Genomic DNA, 25,247 nt, shown 5'->3' with positions numbered 1-25,247 from the left:
TTTTTCAGTTGCCAATTCACTTACAACTGTAGATAAGATATAATGTTCTCATACCGATGGCGGGGAGGCCGGCTATGAAAAAAGCACTTATTTGTATTGATTATACGAATGACTTTGTTGCAAGCGGCGGCAAATTGACTTGCGGAGAGCCAGGCAGATTGATTGAAGATGAAATCGTCAGTTTGACAGAGGCCTTTATAAAAAATGGTGAATACGTCGTTTTTGCCGTAGATTCACATGAAGAAGATGATGCATATCATCCGGAAACCCGGCTTTTTCCTCCGCATAACGTAAACGGAACGGAAGGAAAAGAGCTGTTCGGAAAGCTATTGCCTGTTTATCAGAAACATGAGAACGAAAAAAATGTATACTATATGGAAAAAACGAGATATTCTGCTTTTGCGGGTACCGATTTAGAGCTGAAACTGCGTGAGCGGCAGATTGAAGAGGTGCACTTAGCCGGAGTCTGCACCGATATATGTGTGTTGCACACAGCTGTCGATGCGTACAACAAGGGCTTTCGGATTGTTGTTCACAAACATGCTGTCGCAAGCTTTAATCCTGAAGGGCACACTTGGGCTCTTTCCCATTTTGCAAATAGCATCGGAGCGAAAGTGGCAGAGTAAGGAAGGGGAAATAAATTGGTGGAGCATGGTTTTAAAGATGACAGTTTGTCATTACATACAGATCTTTATCAAATTAATATGGCGGAAACGTATTGGAGAGACGGCATTCATGAAAAGAAAGCGATTTTTGAGCTTTTTTTCAGAAAGCTTCCGTTTGAAAATGGTTATGCAGTGTTTGCCGGACTAGAAAAAGCGATTGAATACCTGGAAAACTTCAAGTTTACCGAGAGCGACCTCAATTATTTAAGACTGGAGCTTGGGTACGAAGAAGATTTTATCGAGTATTTGCGCGGCTTGACGTTTACGGGTTCGCTTTATTCCATGAAAGAAGGCGAGCTTGTTTTTAACAATGAGCCGATCATGCGTGTGGAAGCGTCTCTTGTCGAAGCCCAGCTGATTGAAACGGCTTTGCTCAACATTGTGAATTACCAAACATTAATTGCTACAAAAGCAGCGCGGATTAAAGGCGTCGTAGGCGATGAAGAGGCCCTCGAATTCGGCACAAGACGGGCGCATGAAATGGATGCAGCCATGTGGGGAGCGAGAGCGGCCCTGATCGGCGGATTTAGCGCAACAAGCAATGTCAGAGCCGGTAAGCGCTTTAATATCCCGGTGTCGGGCACACACGCACACGCACTTGTCCAGGCCTACCGTGATGAGTACACCGCTTTTAAAAAATATGCGGAGACCCATAAAGACTGCGTATTTTTAGTGGATACCTATGATACGATCCGTTCAGGAATGCCGAACGCGATCAAGGTGGCAAAGGAATTCGGAGACCGCATTAACTTTATCGGCATCCGCCTCGACAGCGGCGATTTGGCCTACCTTTCAAAAAAAGCGCGGGCGATGCTTGATGAAGCGGGATTTCCGGAAGCTAAAGTCGTAGCTTCAAGTGATCTGGATGAACATACCATTTTGAACCTTAAATCACAAGGAGCACGGATTGATATCTGGGGAATCGGCACGAAGCTCATTACAGCCTATGATCAGCCGGCTCTTGGCGCAGTGTATAAGCTTGTTTCGATTGAAGAAGACGGTAAAATGGTCGATACGATCAAAATCTCTTCAAATCCGGAAAAAGTGACCACACCGGGAAGAAAGAAAGTATACCGCATCATCAATAAATTGAATCACCATTCTGAAGGAGATTATCTGGCGCTTTACGACGAGCAGGTGAATGATCAGAAGCGGCTGAAGATGTTTCATCCGGTTCACACGTTCATCAGCAAATTCGTTACGAACTTTTACGCGAAAGACCTTCATGAACAAATTTTTGACAAGGGCGTCCTTTGCTATGAAAACCCCGAAATTACGGACATCCAGCAATATGCACAGGACAATCTTAAGCTTTTGTGGGAAGAATATAAGAGAATCAGCAAGCCGGAAGAATATCCGGTCGACTTGAGCGAAGAGTGCTGGAGCAATAAAATGCAGCGCATTCATGAAGTGAAAAGCAAACTTGATGAAGAGCTTGAATAAGTATGAAACAGACCTTTCTGACGCGGAAAGGTCTGTTTTTGATTTGAATATTATTTTTCATATTTAGACAAGATTCGCCAATTTATTTGATATACTTAAGATTGAAGGAATGCGCCTATGCTAAGGAGGATAAATCAATGAGGGTGTTTGTTGCAAGACAGCCTATTTTTAATATAAAAGAACAGGTTGTCGCTTATGAACTTCTATACAGAGAGAGTGAAGAGAATGTTTACTCGGCCGCAGACGGCGATCAAGCAACAACCGATTTAATCATTAACAGTTTTTTAAACATCGGGATTGAGAAGCTGACAGAAGGAAAACGCAGCTTTGTAAACTTTACCGAAAGCCTGATGTTTTCAGATCTCCCCACCTCCTTCAATCCGAATCAGCTCGTCGTTGAAATTCTTGAAGATATTCCGATCACCCCGGCTTTGATCTCAAGATGCAGACAACTGAAAAAAATGGGGTATACCTTAGCGCTGGATGATTTTTATACCATAAACCCAACGGATGAACAACTGCTGCACAAGATGATGCAATATATTGATATCTTAAAAATAGACTTTTTAAAGACATCGCGAGTGGAACGAAAAAAAATTATGCAGACCTATAGATCCAAAGGGCTGAGCTTTTTAGCGGAAAAAGTGGAGACCCGCAAAGAGTATGAGCAGGCTGCGGCAGACGGCTTTCATTTGTTTCAAGGGTACTTTTTCAGTGAACCGCGCGTGATCTGCGGACATGATCTGTCGTTTCATTTTCACTCATATTACGAGCTGCTGAATGAATTGAGCAAGGAACAGCCCAATATACAGCGTGTCACAGAATACATAGAACGGGATTTATCATTATCCTATCAAATATTAAAGTTCTTAAATTCATCGCACACCCGCTTGACCCAAAAAATCGAAAGCATCAAGCAGGCCATTATGCTGCTTGGCTTTAATGAAATAAAAAGATGGGTGTATATTCTTTCTTTTAAAGATTTAAAGAAAAAAGGAAATTCAAGCAAACATGAGGTTATTAAAATCTCTTTAATGAGAGCAAAGCTATGCGAACTGCTCGCAAAAAAAACGGCCCGCCCGCATCCATCCTCTTATATGCTGATCGGAATGTTTTCTTTAATAGACACACTGCTGCATAGAGAAATAGAAGATATCGTGAAAGAACTGCCGCTAATGGACGAGGTCGGACAAGCTTTGCTGGGGCACAAAAATGACTATTATAACATTCTTAAGCTTGCGAAGCTGATAGAGTGCAACAAATGGGACAGCTGCGAAGAAATATACCGTGAACTCAACAGAGAAGAAGCATATAAATGTTATCTGGAAGCCATAGAGTGGTGCGATAAGCTTATGGGCGAAAAGGGTTAAAATTGTATTACGTTCTGCTTACGACCACTGCAGTGCAACAACAAAACGGCTGCGCGAATGAAGCAGGTTGATATGAATCCCATCTGGATTAAAGGAGACATCAAGATTGCTTTTCACGCCTGTTTGCCGAATCAGCCGTTTCACAGTTTCTGATTTAGACTCCTGCGCAGCGGCGATAATGCGGCGTGACAGTTCGGGTGAGGCCGCAATGCCATAAATCACAAGCTGGGCATCCGCAAGCAGCCCCGCAGCGTCTTTTGCGGAACGAATAAAGGATGCTGTATTCACTGACGGATAAGCGGGAGGACGCCAAGAAGCGTCTCTATATAGGCGGACAGCTGATGGATTCACATAATAACAGGGAATGGGGTATCTCATTCGGCACCTCTTCTCGAAGGGTATCGTCTATATTAGTATAGACCCTGCCATAAAAGATATGACAATGCAAAAAGGCCCCAACCTGAGTTGCGGTCTTTTCGGTGTTTGTCGGTCAGGAATCATTCATGTCGGCGTATCGAATTTTGAAAAAGAAACGCTAAGGACTATAGTCTTGGTGGAAGAATTGAGAAAACACTGAAAAACCAATGGAGGCAAGATTTTCTGCAATATCCATTCAAAACATCTGCTCATAAACTTAGAGCAATAGTCCCGTTCTCTTTATGAGCAATTAGTGAATATTGACCTATTGATATTTGCGGTGTCACGCATAGACTTTTTGCATACTTTTCGGTGAAAAATAACGCAAAACCGTTTACACTATTAATAACAGATCAAATACCTAGGACTCGTTCACCATACACAATTCATTGATCTTTCAAAAAAAGGAGTGTGGAAACGGTGGAAAAGAAAAAACTTGAAGAAGTGAAACAATTATTATTCCGACTCGAACTTGATATCAAAGAAACGACAGATTCATTACGAAACATTAACAAAAGCATTGATCAGCTCGATAAATTCACATATGCAATGAAAATTTCGTGAAAAAGACTTGGAAACAAGTCTTTTTTTTGTGCTTTCCCATACAATAAAAGGATAAAGTATTATATGATTGTTAAAAAACGAAAAACCCGCTGTCCAACCTGGGCGCCATTTAGTAAAATAGAATGGGAGGGGGGAAGTCGTTATTGAGCAAATGTGTTTAGATCCAGTAAATATCAAGCGGGAAATGAAAGAAATTATAAAACAAAACATTTTTAACGATGATTTATCACAGCTTCTTTACTCATTTATCGATTCAAAAGATTTATTTTCCTTTGCCGAATCAACAATTTTACATTACGTTGTTTTTGGAGGGGAGGATTTAGATGTTGCTACGAAGCTGGGTGCGGGAATAGAAATCCTTATTCTTTCATCGGATATCTTGGATGATCTTGAAGATGAAGACAATCACCAGGCTTTTTGGATGAAAATTGATCGTTCAGAATCCTTAAATGCAGCACTTTCTTTGTATACAGCAGGATTATCAAGTATACATTCAATGAATATCAATCCTTTGATATTTAACTATGTTTTAAAATATGTAAAAGAAGCCATGCAAGGACAACACGATGATATCACTAATAAATCCAAGACAGAAGATGAATGTTTAGAGGTAATTAAATTTAAATGTGGAAGCCTAGTTGCCTTAGCTAATGTAACAGGGGTTATTTTGGCGTCAGGAGAATATAGTGAAATAGTAGAAAGATACTCCTATTATAAGGGGATTGTAGCTCAAATTTCTGGAGATTACCACGTTCTTTTTTCTAGGAATCGCAGTGATATTGAAAAAAACAAACAGACACTGGTTTATTTATATATTAAACGAATATTTAATGAAGCTTCAGAAGAATTATTTTACTTATTTTCTCATAAAGACTTATATTACAAAGCGTTAGCAGATAAGGATAAATTCGAAAAAAAGTTAATTGAGGCAGGAGTTACTCAATACATTTCAGTATTATTGCAATTATATAAGCAGAAATGTATTTCTGCTATAGAACAATTAAACTTAGATAAAGCTAAAAAAGAGATAATAAAGGAACACCTATTAAACTATAAAAAGGATGATGAAAATGCAAGATCTAATTAATTACTTTTTAAATTATCCTGAAGTATTAAAAAAATTGAAAAATAAAGAAGCTTGCCTTATAGGTTTTGATTTAGACGAAACTCAAACAATACTTAAAGCTTACGATGATTATCATATGTCTGCTCAAAGAACTCGTGAATGGGACGGTTAATAGGTGGTTCATTTTGAAGAACTTGATAAAAAAATTCACAATAGCTGTAATTGTTTTAAGTGTTCTCTATGTTTGCTATATAGCATATATCAATATGAATGGTATTATAATTGGCACTAAGGTTGATAAAAATAATAAAAATCAACTTGTAATTGAAGAAATTTCGGAGTCTTCTTATGGACAATTTGTTGGTCTCAGACAGGGAGATACCATTTTAAAAATTAATGAAGGAAAACCAACAGAAAAGCATACAAAATGGGGCTATTTGAGTCACATTAACAGTTTGGATATTATAAGAAATGGAAAAATAATTCATCTTGAAGATTTTGATTTAGTTACTTTAAATAGACCGTATAGTTTCTTTCTGTTCGTACTTCCTTTGGTTTTTTATTTTTTAAGTATAATCTGCATTTTTTATATACTTAAGGTAAGTAAGATAAGAAAATCATTTGCTGGGTATATTCTTATTTTGTTGTTGTTAGACATTTCAATAGCATATATAAGTGCAGGTGGGCCATTTAGGGGACATAGAATAAATAGATATATAAATTTGTTTACTTTCATATCCTCTCCTATTCTTTATCTTCAGTTTATTCAAGGATATCTTAAAGAAATAGGAAAAACCTTTTTGAATAGTTTAATCTCTTTTCTCTATATCATACCAATATTGAATATTGTGATTGAGTTTATAGGCTATAATCAAGTTAATAATGACATTTTAGCGAATATTAACTTAGTTTCTTTTGCAGCCTTAACTCTATTTGCTTTTATATCTATATACTTTCATCTGAATAAATATAAATATTCTGAGCATTCATTTATTCTTAAACTATTAATTCTAACAAATACACTTTCATTTGCGCCATTTTTGATATTTTATGTTCTCCCGATTATACTCACAGGGAATTATATTTTCCCGGCATTAGCTTCGGCGTCATTGCTCGTACTTATCCCGTTCGGATTAGTGTATCAATTTGTTGCCAATAAACTGTTTGATATAGAATTTATTTTAGGAAGAATGAGATATTATGCTCTCCTTGCTATCATACCAACTCTATTCATAGTTGGGGCATTAGTGTGGTTTGATTTAGTGAAAATACAGATGAATCCTGCACGCCAAACTGTATTTATTTTCGTTGTCATGTTCGCTGTCTTTTATTTTAAAGAGGTTATAGATTTTAAATTTCGATTAAAACGTTTCTCTGAAAAATTCAATTATCAGGACAGTATTTTTAAATACACTCAGCTAATGAGGAGCGTAACTTCTTTCCAACAAGTCTTTAAAGAACTAAAGAATTCAATTTTAGAAGTTTTACTCGTAAGCAAAGCCTATACTTTTGAAGTTGCTTCTGACAACAAAGTGATATATTTAGATAAGCAGGAAATTGAACCGGAGTGGCACCTTTATCAAAAGGAATTTGAGAACGTAACATCAGAAATTGGGAAAATTATCGAAGTTAATCAAGGCTTTCTCATGAAAGTTGGTGAACGAGGCGGAAGTTCTTATGTTCTGCTTTGTTTGTCCAACATTAACACCCCTAGACTGACCCGTGATGAAATCTCATGGCTGAAGACATTGTCTTTTTACACTAGTGTATCAATGGAAAATGTCATGCAGATTGAAGAACTGATGGATCACCTGAAAGATTTAAAGCAAGAGGGAACGAATCCAATATGGCTGAAAAAGCTGATGTTCGCCATCGAAGAAAAACAACGATCCGACCTGGCGCGTGACCTCCATGACTCCGTTCTTCAGGATTTGATCTCCTTAAAACGGCAATGCGAGCTGTTTCTTGCTGATTTTAAGAAGGAAGATCCTTGTAAGAATGAGGTGCAGGACAAGCTGGTGCAAATGAATCAGCAGATGTCTGATGTGATTTTGATGACGAGGGAGACGTGCCATGAATTGCGGCCGCAGCTCTTGTATGATTTGGGATTGGTAAAGGCGCTGTCAAAGCTTATTGCGCAGCAGCAGGAAAGCGCGCCGTTTCATATTCGGCTGAATACGGGAAGGTTTACGGCATCGCTTGATCTTGATTCTCAGCTGAATTTGTACCGGATTATTCAAGAGTTTTTATCAAATGCCATGAAGCATTCCCAAGCCGGCGAGGTGCTGATTATGCTGATCAGTTTTCAAAATAAAATCGTTCTTCATTATGAGGATGACGGCGTTGGCTTTGATAAGGAAAAATTGAATGAACAATCGATGAGTATGGGGCTTTCGGGCATTAAAGAGCGGGTTCGTGCGTTAGACGGGCACCTTCGGATCGATACAAGCGTAGGAAATGGATTGCGAGCCGATATTGAAATGGAATTGTAATGGATTTATAACGGAATCGACTTGGCACAAGCCAAGTCTTTTTTATAAAATGGAAATGAATGAGTAAAAGGGAGGAAAACATGAAAAAGATACTTGTGATTGATGACCATCCGGCTGTCATGGAAGGCACCAAGACAATTCTGGAAACAGATGCAAATCTTTCTGTCGATTGTCTCAGTCCTGATGCCAGTGAACATTTTGTTCATAATCATGATTTTGCGGCTTATGATCTCATCTTAATGGATTTAAATCTAGGTGAAATCAACGGGATGGAGCTTTCTAAAAAGATTTTAAAAGAGAATCCTCTCTGCAAAATCATTGTTTATACCGGCTATGAAGTGGAGGATTATTTTGAGGAGGCCATTCGTGCAGGGCTGCACGGCGCGATCAGCAAGACCGAATCAAAAGAAAAGATTACGCAATACATATATCATGTGCTCAATGATGAAATTTTAGTTGATTTTTCTTATTTTAAACAGTTGGTCACTCATCAAAAAACAAAACCTGCTGCCGCTTCGCAAAATGATCAAGATGTTCTGACGCCAAGAGAATGCCTCATTCTTCAAGAGGTGGAAAAGGGATTTACCAATCAGGAAATAGCTGACGCGCTCCATCTGAGCAAGCGTTCGATTGAATACAGCCTGACGTCCATTTTCAACAAACTGAACGTCGGTTCCCGGACGGAAGCGGTACTGATTGCAAAATCGGATGGCGTACTTTAAAAAAGGGAGTTAACGTAATGGATATGAAACATACATTGCTTGAAGCGCTGGGCATTGAGATTACGGAGAGTACGGCGGATAGGTGTGTTTGCATAATGCCCGTTGACCACCGTACGGTGCAGCCGTTTGGCTACCTGCATGGAGGTGCGTCAGCCGCACTGGCGGAAACAGCGGCAAGCGTGGGAGCGCAGCATTTGATCGACCAAGAGACTCAGGCATGTGTGGGTCTGGAGATTAATGCGAATCATTTGAAAGCTGTAAACAAAGGAACGGTGAAAGCGATAGCTGAGCCCGTTCATAAAGGCAGAACGACAATTGTGTACGTCATCAACATTTATGATGACGAGGAGAGACTCATTTGTACCTCCCGATGCACGATGGCTGTCATTACGAAATAGAAAAACAGCCGGAACTCTGCCAGTCCGGCTGCTCACTTTTATAAGTATGAATCCTCTTTTCGTTTAATCACAAAGTTCCTGATCCCCTCGTAATCATCCTGCACACTTCTTTTATCCAGCTTGACGCCCGCACTATACGCGGCACGGCAGATTAAGTGTCCGCCGACAGGCGCTGTGATAAAGATGAATAAAATGCCGAGCAGAATTTTAATCGATATTTCTCCCGTTATAAACCACAAAAAGAAAAATACACCTAGCAAAATTACATTCACGCCGAGTGTCGATCCTTTTGAAGCGGCATGGGACCGCGTATACATATCCGGCAGCCGGAGCGTCCCGAAGGAAGCGACAAGACAGATGAGAGATCCCATAAGAACAAAGATGGCCACAATCCATTCAGCGATCGCGATCATTTTCGATAACCTCCCCTTTTTCCAAGAATTTAGAAAATGCAATTGTTCCGATAAAAGACAGAATGCCTAATAGCAAAATAATATCCAAAAATACGCTCGTGCGAAGCAAAATGGAGACGAGCGCCGTAATGGCAATCAGGTTGATGCCGATTGCATCAAGCGCAATCACCCGGTCTGGCACAGACGGCCCTTTGATGACCCGGATGACATAAAGAAGAGTCGAAACCGCCATAATGCCGAGTGAAATCTGAAGAATGACAGTAAGCATCAGCGGCTCACCTCCTGAATTGCTTTTTCAAAAGAAACGCGGATGTCGTGTATCGCTTTTTCAGCATCTTCGATATCCATCGCATGGATATAAAGAATGTCTCCATCATCGGAAATATCCATCACAAGTGTACCCGGCGTTAAGGTAATAAGCAGAGAAAGCAAAGTGATCTCCCAATCCTCCGTTAACTCTGTTTTAAACGCGAAAATCCCAGGCCGTATGTTGAGTTTCGGCTTTATGATCGCTTTTAACACGCTGACATTTGCAAGGTACAATTCTTTTATGAAAATCAGAACAAGTTTGATGACAGCCCACAGCTTCCACAGGTAGAATGGGTGGGCAAAGAAACGCCTGAAGAAAAAGAGCGACACCATGCCTAACACAAACCCCGTTACGAAGCTGACGGCGCTCGCATCATTACTTAGCAGCATCCAGCAAAAAGCGAGAAGAACATTTAATAAAAGTTGAAAAGCCATGCCATCTACTCCTTCAAAACAGCTTCAATATATTTTTCCGGATTCAGTAATGTTTCTGCCGCCTGGTTGACGTAAGGTGACACATACTCTGTTCCGAGTCCGAAAAGAAGGGACAATAAGAGGAATACCGCTGCCGGATAAAGCAGTCCCTTTGCTGTTCGTTTTTCCTGATTTGGCGTTTCTTTTTCTTCTCCCCAAAAAGCATACATGAAGATTTTCAGGATCGAGTACAGAACGAGCAGGCTGGACAATAAGACCAGTATGGATATCACAAATTCCCCTTGGGCAAAACCGCCTTCCGCAATTTTAAACTTACCGACAAACCCGCTGAACGGCGGGATTCCTGCGAGAGAGACAGCGGATATTAAAAACATCCAGCCGAGAACCGGATACCTCTTAATCAGTCCGCTCATTTTATGGAGGCTGGCCGTGCCTGTCAGCGTGATCAGCGTGCCCGCCAGCATAAATAACGCGCCTTTAATCAACATATCGTGGATTAAGTAGTAAATCGCCCCTTGAATCGAAGCGGGTGTATTGACCGCAATCCCAAATAAAATGACGCCAACCGCCGTAATAATATTATAAATGACAATTTTCATCACATCAGAATAGGCGATTGAGCCGATGACCCCGAATAAAATCGTAAGAGCCGCAAGCCACATCATCAGCTGATGGGTAAATTGGGTATCGTGGATGAAAATGAGCGTAAATACCCTCGTAATGGCATATAAGCCGACCTTTGTCAGCAAAGCGCCGAACAAAGCGGCAATCGCGGTCGGAGGCGCGTAATAAGACCCCGGCAGCCAAAAATAGAAGGGGAAGATCCCGCCTTTAAGACCAAACACGATGAGAAAAAGAACGCCGATCACAGTAATCAGTCCCGTTTGGCCCGATTCACTGATTTTTACACTCAGATCCGCCATATTTAACGTCCCTGTCACAGCGTACAGAAAGCCGACACCGATGACGAAAAGGGCGGATGACACAATGTTAAACACAATATACTTTAACGATTCTCTAAGCTGGATCTTTGTTCCTCCGAGAACGATCAGCATATAGGATGCAATAAGCAAAAGCTCAAAAAATACATACATGTTAAATAAATCGCCTGTTAAAAACGCCCCGCTGACACCGGCAAGTAAAAATTGCACACCGGAATAATAGAATGAGCGCTCCCGCTTTTCGCCGATTGAACGGTACGAATAGAGGACAATCAACAGACCGATGACGGCTGTTGTTAATACAAGCAGGCTGGCAAACTGGTCTGCGGCAAGCACAATGCCGTAAGGCGCTTTCCAGCCGCCGAGATTCAGCGTTTGAACCCCTTTTGTAAAAACGGTTTGAACGAGGATTGCGCTGATGACAATCGCAAGAACAGAAGCCGCCGCGCTGAAGACCCGTGTGAGCATAATGCGCTTGTTCATAAAAATCAGCGCCACTGCCGCCAGCAGCGGAATAAGAATTGGTAAAATAACAAAATTATTCATGTTGATCATTTCCCCTCATTTGATCCATATCATCTGTATGCAATTCCTGATAGGCGCGAAAGGCCATAACGAGGATAAAGGAGGTAACGCCGAATGAAATGACGATAGCCGTCAAAATCAAGGCTTGCGGAAGCGGATCAACAAATGCCTTCGCATGCTCGCTTAAAACCGGCGGAGCGCCTTTCTTTAAGCCGCCCATGGTAAGAAGCAGCAAGTGTACCCCATGGCTCAAAAGCGCCGTTCCGATAATCACCCGGAGCAGGCTTTTAGAGAGCAGCAAATAGGTTGCCGCCATAAATATAATTCCGGCAATTACAGCCATTAAGATTTCCATTATTCTTCCTCTCCAATCGTCTGAATAATGGTCATCGTCACACCGACAACAACAAGATAAACACCTAAATCAAACAGCGTGGCTGTCGCCAGTTCAGTTTTGCCGAGAAACGGCAAATGAAAATACCCGAACGTATGGGAGAGGAAAGCGGCGCCGAAAACGAAAGCCCCCGCACCTGTTAAAATCGCGATGAGAAGTCCCGTACCCGCCACATAAATGAAGTTTACCGGCAAAATGGCCTTCACTGTTTTTAAATCGTAGGCCAAGAGTAAAAGGACGATAGAAGACGAGGTAATCAGCCCGCCGACAAATCCTCCGCCAGGCGCATTATGCCCTGATAAAAACAAATAGAAAGAGAAAAGCAAAATAATAAACGATACGAGTTTTGTTACGGTTTGCAATATCATGTCATTTGTCTTCTCTTGGTTCAACGCTTTTCCCCTCCTCATTCACTTTTGTTTTGATCATGCCGTAGATGCCGAGAGCGGCAATCGTCAATACCGTAATTTCGAACATCGTATCAAAGCCCCTGAAATCAACCAGAATGACATTGACTACATTGTCTCCTCCGCCAAGATCATGGCTGTGTTTTGTGAAAAAGGAAGAGATGCTGTCTTTTGTCCGCTGGCTTGAAGATGCGATGCCGAGCAGAGTGACGATGATGCCGACTCCTAAGCTGATGATAAAATTGTTCAGGCGGAACGTTCTTGTTTTCTTTTTCCATCGAAGTTTCGGCAAATGATAGAAGCAAAGAAGAAACAGCGCAACAGAAATCGTTTCGATGACAAGCTGTGTCAATGCTAAATCCGGCGCTCTGAAAATCACAAAAAACAGCGCAAGGGTATAACCGACGACCCCGAGCGAAATAATGGCAGTTAATCTTGATTTGGCGAATACAGTCGCCGCGGTTGCGCTGATCATGACAACTGAAAGAATGATTTCATATACCCCGATTTTTGCAGTTCCTTCTGTCGAAAACGAAAATCCGCCTTTAAAGACGAGAGCCGACCCCATCAGAATGATAAAAGCCGCAAATACATACAGCAAATAATCTCTTAAAAATCCGGTCATATACCGTTTTGTCACTTGATACGACCCTTTTTCCATCCCGATTGTCAGCTTGTCGTAAAGCCGGTTCAGCGTGAGCTTTTTGGAAAATAGCTGATAAATGCCTTTCCACTTCGATAAGGTCAAGTATCCGGCCGTTCCGATGACAATAATGCCTAGTGTCATAAATACCTCGGTAGTAAATCCGTGCCATTGTGAGATATGAACATGAAATTTTTCATGGCTGTCCAGGAGCGTCGGATAAATCGAACTCACCGCCGGCTCTATCACGCTGTATGACAATATATTCGGAAAGAAGAACAGGCTCACCGCAAATGCGACAAGAATAACGGGTGAAATCAGCATGCCGATTGGAGCCTCATGTGCTTTTTTCTCAAGCTTGTCGGGCTGATAGGTGCCCCTGAACGTTTGAAACAGCAGTTTCATGCTGTAGATAAATGTAAAGACACTACCGATCCAAGCGAGTACAGGGAAAAGCACTCCCCATGTCTGGACATTAAATAGGTCAACATGAGTTACCCGAAGCATACTTGTAAAAAACATTTCTTTACTCAAGAACCCGTTAAATGGCGGAAGGCCGGCCATTGAGAACGTTCCGATCAGAGAAATGGTGAAGGTGATCGGCATAATGGCCATCAGACCGCCCAACCTGCGTATATCTCTTGTACCCGTTTCATGATCAATGATCCCGGCTGCCATAAATAAACTTCCTTTAAATGTGGCATGGTTGATCAAATGAAAGATTGCGGCCATTGTTGCGACCGTATAGTACTCTGTGTTGTCATAATGCAGAGCGGCTGCACCGGCCCCGAGCATGGACACGACCATTCCAAGCTGGCTGACTGTGGAAAAGGCCAAAATCGCTTTTAAATCAGTTTGTTTTACAGCATGGAACGAACCCCATACCATGGTAATGATTCCGGTAAGAGACACAATCCAAAACCACTCAGAAGAAAAGGCGAAAACAGGACTGAATCTTGCAATGACATAAATGCCCGCCTTTACCATAGTAGCGGAATGAAGATAGGCGCTGACAGGGGTTGGCGCTTCCATGGCATCCGGCAGCCAGATGTAAAATGGAAACTGTGCTGATTTGGTAAATGCCCCTAATAGAATCAGAATCATCGCAGGAATAAAGAAATCATGACCCACAATCAAGTGAACCTGGTTAATCATTTCTCTGATACTGAAGGAATCTGTAATGATATACAGAAGGATAAAGCCCCCAAGCATACAAAGTCCGCCAAATACAGTAATCAGCAATGATTTCGTTGCCCCGTAGCGTGACTTTTCCCGTTTGTACCAATACCCGATCAATAAAAACGATGACAGGCTAGTCAGCTCCCAGAACATATAAAGGACCATTACATTGTCTACCAAAACAACGCCGAGCATGGCGCCCATAAACATCAATAAGTAGACATAGAAAGGGCCGAGCTGTTCCTTTTCCTTTGATAAGTAAAAAATGCTGTACAGTACTACCAAAGCTCCGATCCCCGTGATCAATAAGGCGAATAGCAAACCGAGACCGTCTATATAAACGGTAAAGTTAATGCCTAATGACGGAATCCATTCTAATACGGACCTGACTGTCTCTCCAGCCATCGTGATGCTGAGCATACGAATAAAGTATATAAACAGCAAAACGGGAAGGACTAACACAAACCAGCCTGTATGAATTTTTTTTGCATATTTTGCAAAAAAGGGAATGAAAAAAGCGAATAAAAAAGGCGATAAAATAGCGAAATGTAATAGCTGCAAAAAATAAGACCTCCTTCTGTCTTTCTCAATTGGCGTATGGCTTTATGTATAAATAAACCGTAAGAATAAACAGTCAAACGACCCAGTCCAAATTATAACGCACATTTTATACGGATGTCATGATGCAATGCGGGAAAATGAGGTTTATAAGGTCCTTTGAACTCAAATTAAGTTTAACAAAAATCAATCTGTTTGTATATTCAATTTGTCCCTGGCTCATGCTGTTAACAGGGAGCTGATAAGATGAGAAGAAAAGCCGCCGTATGTTCTGTCTTATTTTGTTCGATAACAGCGGGAACATTCATCATGAATAAATATGAAGGTCGACGCTCATCCGTAAGTGTGGATGAATGGGAACGTTTTTTTCTCGCAGAGCATCTGACAGATGGGATAAAAGAAACGGAATCTCAGCATATTCCATTCGAGCCGCGGGAGTATATGAGGATTGTCACACGATAAAAAAGAGTTCTGCCGCAAGGGCAGAACTCTTTTCCGGTATACTATGAAGTGAAAAAGCGCAGTAAGATCGTTGCTGAAATGACTGTTCCCGCTCCGCCGAGACGGGTTGAGATTTGAGCGAAAGGCATAAGGCCCATTCTTCCTGAAGCGGACAAAATCGCGACATCTCCTGTTCCGCCGAGTCCGCTGTGACAGCAGGTGACAATTGCAGATTCGACAGGGTACATGTTCATCAGCTTGCCCACAAAGTATCCGGATGTAATCATGGCAACGACTACTGAGATACAGATGATAACAAATGGAATCGAAATTACAGACGCCACGTCATCTAACGGAATAAACAAAATACCGAGGCCTACCATAAGAGGCCATGTAAAGCTTGAAGAAATAAATTTGTAAAGCTGAAAAGCTCCATCTTCCATCTTTTTCGGCAGGATATTCGCATATTTCACTGCCGCTGCCGAAATGATCATTAAAATCGCGCCGGGAATGAAAATGAATTTTTCTAATAATCCACCGAAGATAAAGAATGTACAGGCAAGCAGAACTCCTGCACCCATTAGTTTAAAATCAATTTTTGCTTCAACTTCCTTCTGGTTGAAGATATCATTTGCTTGCTTCGATTTCACGAGGCGCCCGTTGCCGTTAAGCTCCGGTCGTTTTTCGCCTAATTTTTTCATCAAAGCTGCACAGATGATGGCGACAACGTTTCCGATGATTGCAGCCGGCACAAGCTGAGACACGTATACGTCGGCTGAAGAACCCAAGATTTGCGAGTACGCAAGCGAGAGAGGTAAAATTCCTTCACCTATTCCCCCGGCAATAATCGGAACGATCACAAAGAAAAAGGAGTCGTACACGCTGTAGCCAAAAATTAAACCGACAAGCACACCCGCAGCCACCGCAGCAAGCGTACCGGCGACCAAAGGGACGAACATTCTGATAAATCCCTGGATCAATACAATTCGGTTCATACCGAGGATACTTCCTACAACAAGACAAGCAATATAGAAATAAAGGAAATTCGATGTTTTCATTAAATTCGTAACCGCGTCTAAAGAGGCGGGGTTTAACACCTTAAAAAACACCAAAAAAGAAGGAACAAACAGAGACAAAATAGCCGGTCCGCCGATATCTTTTAAAATCGGAATGCGCTGGCCGATATCTCCGAGAAAAACACCCAGTATCATGATGATGGCAAATCCGCCAAGCATGTTTGCCGGCAGCTCATTGTAATAAGCTGAAAGAATAATAATAACTGCTAAAACTGTATATAATGGCAGAGGTATCACACCGATTTCCCATGTCCATATTTTTTGAAACAGGTTTTTCTTTTGCGGTACATCAGGTGAAACCACCTCTGTTTTATTGACAGCTCCCATTGTCATACACCCCCATGTCGTTTGTTACAGTGTAAAAGAAAGCGTTAACAATTTATATTTTTTTAAATTAAAAAATCAATAAAAAATTAAATTAAAAGGGTATATTGTCATAGAAAAAAATCCCCAGGAACATGCTTCCGGGGGAGGGTGAGTTAACGTTTTCCTTTAATATAAGGGACGCCGTTAGCTTTCGGCGCATCTGCACGGCCGATAAAACCGGTCAGTGCGAGAATGGTTAATACATAAGGTGCAATCAGCATATACACGTTCGGTATGTCCTTGAAAAGCGGAAGCAGCGAGCCGATGATGCTTAAGCTTTGCGCAAAACCGAAAAACAATGCCGCCCCGAGCGCTCCGATTGGATGCCATTTTCCGAAAACAAGTGCGGCGAGCGCGATGAAACCTTGGCCGGAAATGGTGGAGTGTGTAAAATCAAGTGCGATCGTAGAAGCATACACGCCGCCGCCGAGACCGCCTAGCAGTCCGCTTATCATGACACCGATATACCTCATTTTATATACATTGATCCCCATAGTATCAGCCGCCAGCGGATGCTCGCCGACTGACCGGATGCGAAGGCCGAATGGTGTTTTGAACAGAATAAACCAAGAAACAAAGGCCAGCACGATGGCGAGGATAGATGTATAATACACATCTGAAAAGAAAATCTTTCCTAACACGGGAATATCGCTTAAACCCGGGATATTCGTTTTATAAAAGGGTTCGGGGATTTTATCGGTTTGCGCTTTTCCGTAGATGAGCTTTACGATAAATAAAGTGGCCCCTAATGCGAGCATATTAATCGCTACCCCGGTGACGGTTTGATCCGCCCGAAATGAAATCGCGGCGACTGCGTGAATGAGCGAAAACAGCGCGCCGGCAATCATAGCCGCTAAAAGCGAGAGCCAAGGTGCGGCTGCCCCGAGATCATGCCCAAAAAATAAGTTGAATAAGACACTGGTGAAGGCGCCGACGATCATCAGCCCTTCAAGGCCGATATTTACTACGCCTGATCTCTCGGAAAAGACACCTCCGAGCGCCGTTAAAATGAGCGGGGCTGCATACACAAGCGTGGCCGGGACAATGATTGATAAAATTTGCAGGAAGTCCACTTATTTTGCCCCCTTTTTCTTCAATTTCTCCAGCATCAAACGGATGGCATAGCTGGACGCAACAAATAAAATAATAATGGCGATTACGATGTCGACAACTTCTGTCGGCACGCCCGATTCAATCGGCATATTTAAAGCACCGACCTTCAGTCCGCCTAACAGACAAGCCGCAAGCACAACGCCTAAGGCTGTGTTTCCTCCGAGAAGAGCCACGGCGATTCCGTCAAACCCTACGCCTGTAAATGCCCCTTTCACTCCGGCGTAACCAAAAGTTCCGAGACCTTCCATAGCGCCGGCAAGGCCCGCAAAAGCTCCGGATATCAGCATCGAGGTCATGATATTTTTACGCACGCTCATTCCGGCATATTGAGAAGCATGCTGGTTGAAGCCGACTGCCCGAAGCTCAAATCCTTTGGTTGTTTTATTGATGATAAACCACATCAAAACAGCCGCGAGAAGCGCGACAAGAATCCCCCAGTGAAGGCGCGAAAAATCGGTAATCTGCTCAAAAAAAGGAGAGCGGAGGGAGGCCGATTCATGGATTTTCTCTGTTTTATCCTGATTGTCTGTCATCACATTTGAGATCAAATAATTAGTCACATGCAGCGCAATATAATTCATCATAATGGTGACGATTACCTCATGAACGTAGAAGCGCGCTTTTAAAAATCCGGGAATGAAACCCCATAAACCGCCGGCGGCAGCTGCTGTAATCAGAGCAAGCGGCAGGTGAATATACGCCGGGCCGTCAAATGCCGTTCCGACCCACACGGCAGCCGTCCATCCGACAAGGAGCTGGCCCTCAACACCGATATTAAAAAGACCGGTTCTGAATGCGAAGGCTACAGCCAAGCCGGATAAAATATACGGTGTAACCTGGCGCACCGTTTCGCCGATATAGTAAATTTCGCCGAATATCCCATTCCACAAGGCGGAATATCCGCTGACAACGCTGTAGCCACTGGCAAGCATAATCACTGCCCCGGCTGACAGCCCGAGAATAATGGCGATCAGCGGAATGAGTAAATGAGAGAGACGTTTATACATTTGCTTTCCCCGCTTCCTTGTGCGTACTTCCTGCCATCAAGAGGCCGAGCTCCTGCTCCGTTGTTTCTTGCGGATTTACATTTGCGATAATGCTGCCTTCAAATATGACCGCAATCCTGTCACTGAGATTGATGATTTCATCCAGTTCAAAAGAAAGAAGGAGAACGGCTTTTCCGGCGTCGCGCTGTTCAATCAGCTTTTTATGGACAAATTCAATGGCCCCGACATCAAGCCCGCGTGTTGGCTGTGCGGCGATTAACAAATCCGGGTTCCTGTCCACTTCGCGGCCGATAATGGCTTTTTGCTGGTTTCCGCCTGATAAAGCCCGCGCATGTGTATATTCATCAGGCGTCCTGACATCGTATTCTTTTATCAGGCTGTTCGCTTTTTTATAAATCTCGCTTTTATTTAAAACGCCGACTGCCGAAAAAGGTTTGTGGTAATAGCTTTGCAGGGCAATATTTTCTCCGATCGGGAAATCAAGCACGAGCCCGTGTTTATGGCGGTCCTGGGGGATATGACCGACGCCTGATTCTGTCACCTTTCTTGGCTTCAAGTTTTGAATTTGCTTTCCGTTTAAGGAGATTGTTCCAGATTCCGTTTTTCTAAGGCCTGTGATCGCTTCGATTAACTCGGTCTGCCCGTTGCCGTCGACGCCGGCTATACCGACGATTTCACCCGCCCTTACAGAAAGGGACAGCTTTCTGACCGCTTCTACTCCGCGGATATCTTTTACAGTGACCGCATCAAGTGTGAGAACTTCCCCTCTTTGCCGGGCGGCTTTTTTTTCAGTTGTGAACGAGACGTCCCGTCCGACCATCAGGCTGGCCAGCTCATCTTTGGTGGTATTTTGCACATCAAGTGTTTTGATGCCTTGTCCTTTTCGGATGATGGTGACGCGATCGCAAACCTCCATGATTTCTTTTAGTTTATGGGTGATGAGAATAATGGATTTTCCTTCACTCACCAAGTTTTTCATAATTTGAATCAGCTCTTTAATCTCCTGAGGCGTCAAAACAGCAGTCGGCTCATCGAAGATCAGAATGTCGGCTCCGCGATACAGGGTTTTTAATATTTCCGCACGCTGTTGCATTCCGACTGAAATATCGGATACCTTGGCTTCCGGATTAATTTGAAGGCCGTATCTGTCAGATATCTCCTGTACTTCTTGGGAAGCCCGCTTCCGGTCTATCCGGCCAAGCTTTTTTGGCTCCTTGCCGAGAATGATATTTTCGGCGACCGTAAACGTATCAACGAGCATAAAATGCTGATGCACCATACCGATTCCAAGTTCATTCGCCTTGTTTGGGCTGTTAATGTGGACGCGCTCCCCGCGAACCCGTATTTCACCTTTTTCAGGCTGATAGAGGCCAAACAGAACATTCATAAGGGTTGATTTCCCCGCTCCGTTTTCGCCGAGCAGCGCATGAATTTCGCCTTTTCCGACTTGGAGAGTAATGTTGTCATTGGCGACGATTCCGGGAAATTCCTTGCGTATATTGAGCATTTCAATAATATATTCCACAGGTTTGACCGCTCCTTTTATGTAGAGATGCTTTTTAGAAAGAGTCTGGCAAAAGAAAAGCGGCAGAGGAGAAAGTGCAGCTTTTCCTTTACCGCTCTGTCAGTAAAACAGGGGATAAGGGTTCGCTTCTCCTTATCCCCTGGGCTCTTATTCAGCTTTGAAGTTTTTAAGTTCCTTATCGGTTGACGGAACTTTTAGCCCGTCGATAATTTTTTGTTTCCATTCATCAACTGATTTTTTGACATCGTCAGACAGGTTTTGGTCAGAGGATGAGATGCCTACCGCATCTTGGTCTAATCCGTATGTGATGGTTTTTCCGCCTGGGAAGTCGCCTTCACTCGCTTTTTTCGTTAAGTCTTCAACAGCCGTATCAACCTTTTTCACCATGGAGGTCAGTGTGACGTTATCATCTGTTCCCTCCACTTGGCCTTCTGCGTATTGGTCTTTGTCAACACCGATGACCCAGACGTCGCGTTTAGGATCTTCTTTTTTCAGGTTTTTCGCTTCTGTGAAGACTCCGGTTCCCGTAGCGCCTGCCGCGTGATAGATGACGTCTACGCCAGATTTGTACATGCTTTCCGCTGTGGCTTTGCCGACTTCGGCTTTATCAAAAGCTCCGGCGTACTTTACTTCGACTTTCGCTTTAGGATCGGCAGCTTGTACACCCGCACGGAACCCGATTTCAAATTTTTTAATTAATTCAGATTCCATTCCGCCTACAAATCCGATTTTCCCTGTTTTACTGGACAGCGCTGCGGCAACACCGACGAGGAAAGAGCCCTCATGCTCATTAAATGTAAGGCTTGCCACATTGTTTTTATCCACTACAGCATCAATGATCGCGAAATTCGCATCCTTGCGCTGATCGGCGATTTCACTGATAGAATCTTCCATCAAGTAGCCGACGCCGTAGATCAGATCGAATTTTTCACGGGCCAATTTATTTAAGTTCGTTGTATAATCTGCATCGGATTTTGATTGAAGGTAGGTGTATCCGTTTTTGCCTTTTTTCAGCCCGTTATCTTTACCGAAAGCTTGAATGCCTTCCCAAGCTGATTGGTTAAAGGATTTGTCATCCACTCCGCCGATGTCTGTTACCATCGCCACGCTGAATTTGTTTTTGTTCCCGCCGGAGCCGCTGCTTTTCTCGCTGTTCCCGCATGCCCCTAAAATGGTGCCTGCTGCGACCACAAGTGACATCGCTAAGCCGATTTTGCGTTTATTCAAGATATAACCCCCCAGTATAATTTGGTTCGTGCTGATCTGGCAGTCATGCTGATGGTTGTCCTGATCAAAGTTTGCAGTTGAAAAAGTATGAGAATCGAGAAAACTTTCTGATAATAGTGAAAAGATTTGATCAAGGGCAGGCCTTTCTTCCCCTATACGGCATTATTCTTTGAATTTCCATCAAAGGGCGGGGAAGAGATGGATGTTGGGTCATTCCATTACGGAAAAACGTGAACACCGCTTTCAGAAGTGTGACTTATGACTTATGCATGAGGATCAACTAACCAATCATAATTTATCATTTTACTGGCAATAAATAAATAGAATTTCACACAATTTTTTAAAAAATACCTATTTTCTGAATTAAACTCCTCACCATATCAAAAAAATGAATCAGACATGCCGTTGTTATTTCTATATAGCTTAAAGCGGGGGAGGTTTCAAGCTCTTTGGCATAAGATGTAACGCACAAAAAAAGCGCACTGTCCCGGGCAGGACAGTGCGCTTTTTTTATAGATATTGTTTAATTCCGCTGGCATTTCCCGTGTTAACGTTGTACTGGAATACGGGTCTTCCGATCGTTCCATATGCCATTTCGACATTCAGCACTTGAATGTCTTCTAAAAATTTTAAATATTTTCGAATGGATACTTGAGAGATCTCTGTATGATTCGCTAGGTCTTCCGTCGTGAAGGAGGCGCCTTCAAACGACTGTATGCTGGACCAAATGAGTTTCAGCGTGCTTTTTGTCAGGCCTTTTGGCAGATGCACTTTTTCAGACGCTTCTTTTTTCTGAAAAAGCTCCGCATCAAGTTCCTTTTGGCTCATGCTTCTGTGGGTCGAGTATACTTTTTGTTTACGGCGATAGTCAGAAAGAGCGGTTTGGAAGCGATCAAATTCAAAGGGCTTGATTAAATAATCGACGGCTCCGTAGCGGAGTGTTTTTTTGATGACATCAAGCTCACTCGCTGCTGAGATGACAATGACATCGACCGATTCATTCTGGCTTCTGATTTCAGTCAAAAGCTCCAAGCCGTTTTTCCCCGGCATATAAATATCGAGCAGAATCAAGTCGATATGATGCTCGCCTAAAACGTGCAGCGCGCTTTGAAAGGAAGAGGCGATTCCTTTCAACTGAAAGCCTTCAATTTGGCTTAAATAGCGTTTATTTAATTCACCCACCATGGGGTCATCCTCAACTATTAATACATTAATCATGCTGTTCCTCCTTCGATTCGTACGGTATGCGAAGACTGAAGGTCGTTCCTTCGTTCTTTTCACTGGTTACAATCATCTGGCCTTTCAGGTTCTCCATGCTTTGCTGGGTAAAATAGAGGCCGAATCCGCGATTTTTTCCTTTTGTTGAGTAGCCTTGTTCGAATATTTTTGTTTGGTCTTCTGCCGACAGGCCTGACCCGGTATCTGAAATTTCAATGTGCAGCTGTTTTTCGTGATAGCGCATGGACATGGATATTTGCTTTTTCGGCCTGTTGGACACCGCGTCGAGGGCGTTGTTTAAGAGATTGCCGATAATCGTAATCAGCTCATGGACCACAGACGGATCAGCCGCGTTCGGGATGACATTGTCGCATTGTATGTCCAAATCCGCGCCTTGCTCTCTTATATAGCTCTGCTTTCCTAACAGGAAACCCGCAAGGACCGAGCTTTTCACATCATTTATAATTTCACTTGTTTCTGATTTTTGCTGAATGGCAATGTCTTTAATATAATCTCCTAGATCATCATACTCTTTCAGCTGTACAAGGCCTAATATGACATGAAGTTTATTCATGAATTCATGAGATTGCGCTCTTAACGCGTTTGCGTACATTTTAACACCTGAAAGCTGTTCGGCTAAATGTTTAACCTCCGTTTTATCCCGAAATGTCGCGATTGCGCCGACAGTTTGTCCTTTCAGCTGGATGGGAACTTCGTTAAATACGAGCTCTAATCCGTTAATTCGGATATCTCTGTCTTGAAGAGGCTTTTTCGTTTCGATCACTTGTTTCAGCCGGCTCTTTGGCAAAACAGCATTGACATCCTGGTCGATCGGATTGACCTGTATGCCCATTTTAATAAACAGGCGCTTTGCTTCTGCGTTAGCAAGCTTGATTTTTCCTAATTCATCGACAGCGAGTATGCCTTCTTTCGTTGATTCAAGCATGGCGCTCCGTTCTTGAAGAAGTGTCGCTATTTCATACGGCTCGAGGCCATACATAATGTTTTTGACGGTACGGGCGACGATGACGGCTCCGATGACACCTACGAAGATGCTGACGCAAATAATAAAGTACAGGGGACGTAAGCTGTGGCTGATAATCTCATCTATTTCATTGATCGTTATGCCGACAGCTACCGCTCCGACCTGTTTCCCGTCCTTGTTATAGACAGGAACAAACGCTCTCATTGACTTTCCCAGCGTACCTGAGGCAGTGCTGATATGAACATGCCCTTTTAGCGCTTTTGTTTCATCTCCGCCGGTAAACCGTTTTCCGATTTTGTCCGGATTCGGATGTGTTTTTCGGATTCCGTTCATGTCCATCACCACGACAAATTCAGTGCTTGTGATTTTTTGGACTTGGGATGTATATTCGCGCAGCTCTTGATCTTTGCCATTCTCCAATGAATCGGGAACAATCGGGGCATCCGCAACCATTTCAGCGGTTTGCAGGGCAGTGGATTTTTCCTGCTCTCTGATACTTCGCGACGTTTGGGCGCCGATCGTAAAAAAGGTGATAAACAGTGCGATTAAGACGACGATACAGACAAAAATCGTTAATCTGGTTTGCAGTTTCAGCGTTTTTTTCATAGAAGCATTCCTCACGTTTTTAATTCCTGCGTACTACTTTACTCCCAAAATGCCGGTTTGTGAAGATTTGGGGCTTTATTTCGTAAAAAGGAGAAAAAAATGGAATAATTTATCTTGTCAATGCGTTTTAAGTCCTCCATAATAAATGAGGTAGATTACAGAAAGGGACTTTACTATGAAAAATACATATTTGACAGGATATTTTCCGCTTATTGCTATCCTGCTCTTTAGTTCGTCTTTATCCATTTCAACTGCTCTCTATGCGATGAAGCTTCTGTCTTCATTGGGAATTTATGATGGAATGCTGGAGTATTTCTCGGAGAAAGGAATCAGACTCGCGTTATTCGCAGCATTTGCTCTTTTATATTTTATGGTTTTATCCGCTCTGAAATTAATTGCGAATACTGTGACGGAGCTTTCGCTTCTCTTTTTTGCACAAGACCCTGAGGGAAACAACCTGAAAAAAATCAGGCTGGGCGCTGCCATTTATTTAGGCGGAGGCATTTTATCCTTTGCGCTTGTCCAAAATGTGTTTTGGATTGCGGCTCTCTTTGCCGTTGTCACACTTGCTTATTTTATCTTTATTGTGTACAAAATCCATTCGACGCTGTCTATGGTTTCGTTAATCGGCTTCATTCTGCTGGAACTGCTGTTTTGGTTTACGTTTATTATTGGCATTTTGTTCATATTTATCAAGCTTTATAATAGCATAATGGCTAGCTTACCTGTGTAAGCTAGCCAT

25 protein-coding genes are annotated in these 25,247 nt (G+C 42.7%); 10 read left to right on the top strand and 15 right to left on the bottom strand.

The genetic code is table 11. The annotated features are described in order from the left end of the window. The first annotated feature begins 74 nt into the window (after positions 1-74). The 3 genes from AAHT65_RS01690 (at position 75) to AAHT65_RS01680 (ending at position 3,478) form a co-directional block, all read left to right on the top strand. Positions 75-626 carry a cysteine hydrolase family protein gene (locus tag AAHT65_RS01690; protein ID WP_063637896.1) on the top strand — a complete coding sequence of 184 codons (552 nt, stop codon included), beginning with the start codon at positions 75-77 and terminating at the stop codon, positions 624-626. A 15-nt stretch (positions 627-641) separates the two neighbouring features. Continuing rightward, positions 642-2,108: a nicotinate phosphoribosyltransferase gene (locus AAHT65_RS01685; protein ID WP_088117879.1), complete on the top strand. Its 1,467-nt coding sequence runs from the start codon at positions 642-644 to the stop codon at positions 2,106-2,108. Between the two features lie 137 nt (positions 2,109-2,245). After that, positions 2,246-3,478: an EAL and HDOD domain-containing protein gene (locus AAHT65_RS01680; protein WP_327853172.1), complete on the top strand. Its 1,233-nt coding sequence runs from the start codon at positions 2,246-2,248 to the stop codon at positions 3,476-3,478. Between the two features lie 18 nt (positions 3,479-3,496). On the opposite strand, the gene AAHT65_RS01675 is transcribed toward AAHT65_RS01680, so the two are convergent. Beyond that, positions 3,497-3,856, bottom strand: coding sequence for a hypothetical protein (locus AAHT65_RS01675; protein WP_343310885.1), 360 nt, complete (start codon positions 3,854-3,856; stop codon positions 3,497-3,499). Positions 3,857-4,315: 459 nt separating this feature from the next. On the opposite strand from AAHT65_RS01675, the gene degQ reads away from it, so the two are divergent. From degQ to AAHT65_RS01645, 6 genes are all read left to right on the top strand, one after another. Then, the gene (degQ, locus tag AAHT65_RS01670) at positions 4,316-4,459 is read left to right on the top strand and encodes a degradation enzyme regulation protein DegQ (RefSeq protein WP_003327149.1); all 144 of its coding nucleotides are present in this window, start codon (positions 4,316-4,318) and stop codon (positions 4,457-4,459) included. Between the two features lie 184 nt (positions 4,460-4,643). Beyond that, a complete protein-coding gene (locus tag AAHT65_RS01665) occupies positions 4,644-5,546 on the top strand; it encodes a polyprenyl synthetase family protein (protein WP_094233215.1) in 903 nt (300 codons plus the stop codon). Beyond that, positions 5,530-5,697, top strand: coding sequence for a competence pheromone ComX (locus tag AAHT65_RS01660; protein WP_094232702.1), 168 nt, complete (start codon positions 5,530-5,532; stop codon positions 5,695-5,697). The genes AAHT65_RS01665 and AAHT65_RS01660 overlap by 17 nt, the downstream gene beginning before the upstream one ends. 13 nt (positions 5,698-5,710) lie before the next feature. Next, entirely contained in the window at positions 5,711-8,017 is a 2,307-nt protein-coding gene (gene comP, locus AAHT65_RS01655; protein WP_343310884.1) for a two-component system sensor histidine kinase ComP, read from the top strand. Positions 8,018-8,097: 80 nt separating this feature from the next. Further along, the gene (locus AAHT65_RS01650; RefSeq protein WP_003327154.1) at positions 8,098-8,739 is read left to right on the top strand and encodes a response regulator transcription factor; all 642 of its coding nucleotides are present in this window, start codon (positions 8,098-8,100) and stop codon (positions 8,737-8,739) included. A gap of 17 nt (positions 8,740-8,756) precedes the next feature. Beyond that, the gene (locus tag AAHT65_RS01645; protein ID WP_010789785.1) at positions 8,757-9,137 is read left to right on the top strand and encodes a hotdog fold thioesterase; all 381 of its coding nucleotides are present in this window, start codon (positions 8,757-8,759) and stop codon (positions 9,135-9,137) included. Between the two features lie 38 nt (positions 9,138-9,175). Here AAHT65_RS01645 and mnhG read toward each other — a convergent pair whose 3' ends face one another. The 14 genes from mnhG to malK form a co-directional block, all read right to left on the bottom strand. Continuing rightward, a complete protein-coding gene (gene mnhG, locus AAHT65_RS01640) occupies positions 9,176-9,550 on the bottom strand; it encodes a monovalent cation/H(+) antiporter subunit G (RefSeq protein WP_061570550.1) in 375 nt (124 codons plus the stop codon). After that, the gene (locus tag AAHT65_RS01635; protein ID WP_094232699.1) at positions 9,534-9,818 is read right to left on the bottom strand and encodes a Na(+)/H(+) antiporter subunit F1; all 285 of its coding nucleotides are present in this window, start codon (positions 9,816-9,818) and stop codon (positions 9,534-9,536) included. Before AAHT65_RS01635 ends, mnhG begins: the two co-directional genes overlap by 17 nt. Further along, positions 9,818-10,294 carry a Na+/H+ antiporter subunit E gene (locus AAHT65_RS01630; RefSeq protein WP_094232698.1) on the bottom strand — a complete coding sequence of 159 codons (477 nt, stop codon included), beginning with the start codon at positions 10,292-10,294 and terminating at the stop codon, positions 9,818-9,820. The genes AAHT65_RS01635 and AAHT65_RS01630 overlap by 1 nt, the downstream gene beginning before the upstream one ends. 5 nt (positions 10,295-10,299) lie before the next feature. Then, the gene (locus tag AAHT65_RS01625; RefSeq protein ID WP_277713828.1) at positions 10,300-11,781 is read right to left on the bottom strand and encodes a Na+/H+ antiporter subunit D; all 1,482 of its coding nucleotides are present in this window, start codon (positions 11,779-11,781) and stop codon (positions 10,300-10,302) included. Continuing rightward, positions 11,774-12,115 (bottom strand): Na(+)/H(+) antiporter subunit C, encoded by a 342-nt coding sequence (locus AAHT65_RS01620; RefSeq protein WP_003327160.1) that lies wholly within the window; start codon positions 12,113-12,115, stop codon positions 11,774-11,776. The genes AAHT65_RS01625 and AAHT65_RS01620 overlap by 8 nt, the downstream gene beginning before the upstream one ends. Further along, the gene (locus AAHT65_RS01615; RefSeq protein WP_094232696.1) at positions 12,115-12,546 is read right to left on the bottom strand and encodes a Na(+)/H(+) antiporter subunit B; all 432 of its coding nucleotides are present in this window, start codon (positions 12,544-12,546) and stop codon (positions 12,115-12,117) included. Before AAHT65_RS01615 ends, AAHT65_RS01620 begins: the two co-directional genes overlap by 1 nt. Further along, positions 12,524-14,944 carry a Na+/H+ antiporter subunit A gene (locus tag AAHT65_RS01610; protein WP_343310883.1) on the bottom strand — a complete coding sequence of 807 codons (2,421 nt, stop codon included), beginning with the start codon at positions 14,942-14,944 and terminating at the stop codon, positions 12,524-12,526. The genes AAHT65_RS01615 and AAHT65_RS01610 overlap by 23 nt, the downstream gene beginning before the upstream one ends. A 500-nt stretch (positions 14,945-15,444) precedes the next feature. Then, positions 15,445-16,785 (bottom strand): 2-hydroxycarboxylate transporter family protein, encoded by a 1,341-nt coding sequence (locus AAHT65_RS01605; protein ID WP_216412454.1) that lies wholly within the window; start codon positions 16,783-16,785, stop codon positions 15,445-15,447. A gap of 152 nt (positions 16,786-16,937) precedes the next feature. Next, positions 16,938-17,897, bottom strand: coding sequence for a guanosine ABC transporter permease NupQ (nupQ, locus tag AAHT65_RS01600; RefSeq protein WP_010789779.1), 960 nt, complete (start codon positions 17,895-17,897; stop codon positions 16,938-16,940). Then, on the bottom strand, positions 17,898-18,944 hold the full coding sequence (locus tag AAHT65_RS01595) for an ABC transporter permease (RefSeq protein ID WP_061570542.1): 1,047 nt from the start codon (positions 18,942-18,944) through the stop codon (positions 17,898-17,900). Continuing rightward, entirely contained in the window at positions 18,937-20,469 is a 1,533-nt protein-coding gene (locus AAHT65_RS01590) for an ABC transporter ATP-binding protein (protein WP_343310882.1), read from the bottom strand. The genes AAHT65_RS01595 and AAHT65_RS01590 overlap by 8 nt, the downstream gene beginning before the upstream one ends. A gap of 147 nt (positions 20,470-20,616) precedes the next feature. Continuing rightward, positions 20,617-21,696: a BMP family protein gene (locus AAHT65_RS01585; protein ID WP_327853168.1), complete on the bottom strand. Its 1,080-nt coding sequence runs from the start codon at positions 21,694-21,696 to the stop codon at positions 20,617-20,619. 510 nt (positions 21,697-22,206) lie between these two features. After that, entirely contained in the window at positions 22,207-22,914 is a 708-nt protein-coding gene (locus tag AAHT65_RS01580; protein WP_003327170.1) for a response regulator, read from the bottom strand. Beyond that, a complete protein-coding gene (malK, locus tag AAHT65_RS01575; protein WP_088117868.1) occupies positions 22,907-24,505 on the bottom strand; it encodes a malate sensor histidine kinase MalK in 1,599 nt (532 codons plus the stop codon). Before malK ends, AAHT65_RS01580 begins: the two co-directional genes overlap by 8 nt. 175 nt (positions 24,506-24,680) lie before the next feature. Between malK and AAHT65_RS01570 the strand changes: the two genes are divergently transcribed. Continuing rightward, on the top strand, positions 24,681-25,238 hold the full coding sequence (locus AAHT65_RS01570; protein ID WP_003327172.1) for a DUF5366 family protein: 558 nt from the start codon (positions 24,681-24,683) through the stop codon (positions 25,236-25,238). Positions 25,239-25,247 lie beyond the last annotated feature (9 nt).

Source organism: Bacillus atrophaeus, assembly GCF_039519175.1.
Lineage (GTDB): Bacteria > Bacillota > Bacilli > Bacillales > Bacillaceae > Bacillus > Bacillus atrophaeus.
Note: the sequence above shows the minus strand (reverse complement) of the source record. Positions and strands in the feature narration are given on the sequence as shown.

What these genes read in the sequence shown, in the direction of transcription:
- AAHT65_RS01580 (WP_003327170.1), bottom strand. Translation starts at nt 22,914, where the DNA reads ATGATTAATGTATTAATAGTTGAGGATGACCCCATGGTGGGTGAATTA.
- AAHT65_RS01570 (WP_003327172.1), top strand. Translation starts at nt 24,681, where the DNA reads ATGAAAAATACATATTTGACAGGATATTTTCCGCTTATTGCTATCCTG.
- AAHT65_RS01605 (WP_216412454.1), bottom strand. Translation starts at nt 16,785, where the DNA reads ATGGGAGCTGTCAATAAAACAGAGGTGGTTTCACCTGATGTACCGCAA.
- AAHT65_RS01595 (WP_061570542.1), bottom strand. Translation starts at nt 18,944, where the DNA reads ATGTATAAACGTCTCTCTCATTTACTCATTCCGCTGATCGCCATTATT.
- malK (WP_088117868.1), bottom strand. Translation starts at nt 24,505, where the DNA reads ATGAAAAAAACGCTGAAACTGCAAACCAGATTAACGATTTTTGTCTGT.
- AAHT65_RS01675 (WP_343310885.1), bottom strand. Translation starts at nt 3,856, where the DNA reads ATGAGATACCCCATTCCCTGTTATTATGTGAATCCATCAGCTGTCCGC.
- AAHT65_RS01690 (WP_063637896.1), top strand. Translation starts at nt 75, where the DNA reads ATGAAAAAAGCACTTATTTGTATTGATTATACGAATGACTTTGTTGCA.
- AAHT65_RS01650 (WP_003327154.1), top strand. Translation starts at nt 8,098, where the DNA reads ATGAAAAAGATACTTGTGATTGATGACCATCCGGCTGTCATGGAAGGC.
- AAHT65_RS01665 (WP_094233215.1), top strand. Translation starts at nt 4,644, where the DNA reads ATGAAAGAAATTATAAAACAAAACATTTTTAACGATGATTTATCACAG.
- AAHT65_RS01625 (WP_277713828.1), bottom strand. Translation starts at nt 11,781, where the DNA reads ATGAATAATTTTGTTATTTTACCAATTCTTATTCCGCTGCTGGCGGCA.
- mnhG (WP_061570550.1), bottom strand. Translation starts at nt 9,550, where the DNA reads ATGATCGCGATCGCTGAATGGATTGTGGCCATCTTTGTTCTTATGGGA.
- AAHT65_RS01660 (WP_094232702.1), top strand. Translation starts at nt 5,530, where the DNA reads ATGCAAGATCTAATTAATTACTTTTTAAATTATCCTGAAGTATTAAAA.
- AAHT65_RS01620 (WP_003327160.1), bottom strand. Translation starts at nt 12,115, where the DNA reads ATGGAAATCTTAATGGCTGTAATTGCCGGAATTATATTTATGGCGGCA.
- AAHT65_RS01680 (WP_327853172.1), top strand. Translation starts at nt 2,246, where the DNA reads ATGAGGGTGTTTGTTGCAAGACAGCCTATTTTTAATATAAAAGAACAG.
- AAHT65_RS01645 (WP_010789785.1), top strand. Translation starts at nt 8,757, where the DNA reads ATGGATATGAAACATACATTGCTTGAAGCGCTGGGCATTGAGATTACG.
- AAHT65_RS01630 (WP_094232698.1), bottom strand. Translation starts at nt 10,294, where the DNA reads ATGGCTTTTCAACTTTTATTAAATGTTCTTCTCGCTTTTTGCTGGATG.
- AAHT65_RS01635 (WP_094232699.1), bottom strand. Translation starts at nt 9,818, where the DNA reads ATGCTTACTGTCATTCTTCAGATTTCACTCGGCATTATGGCGGTTTCG.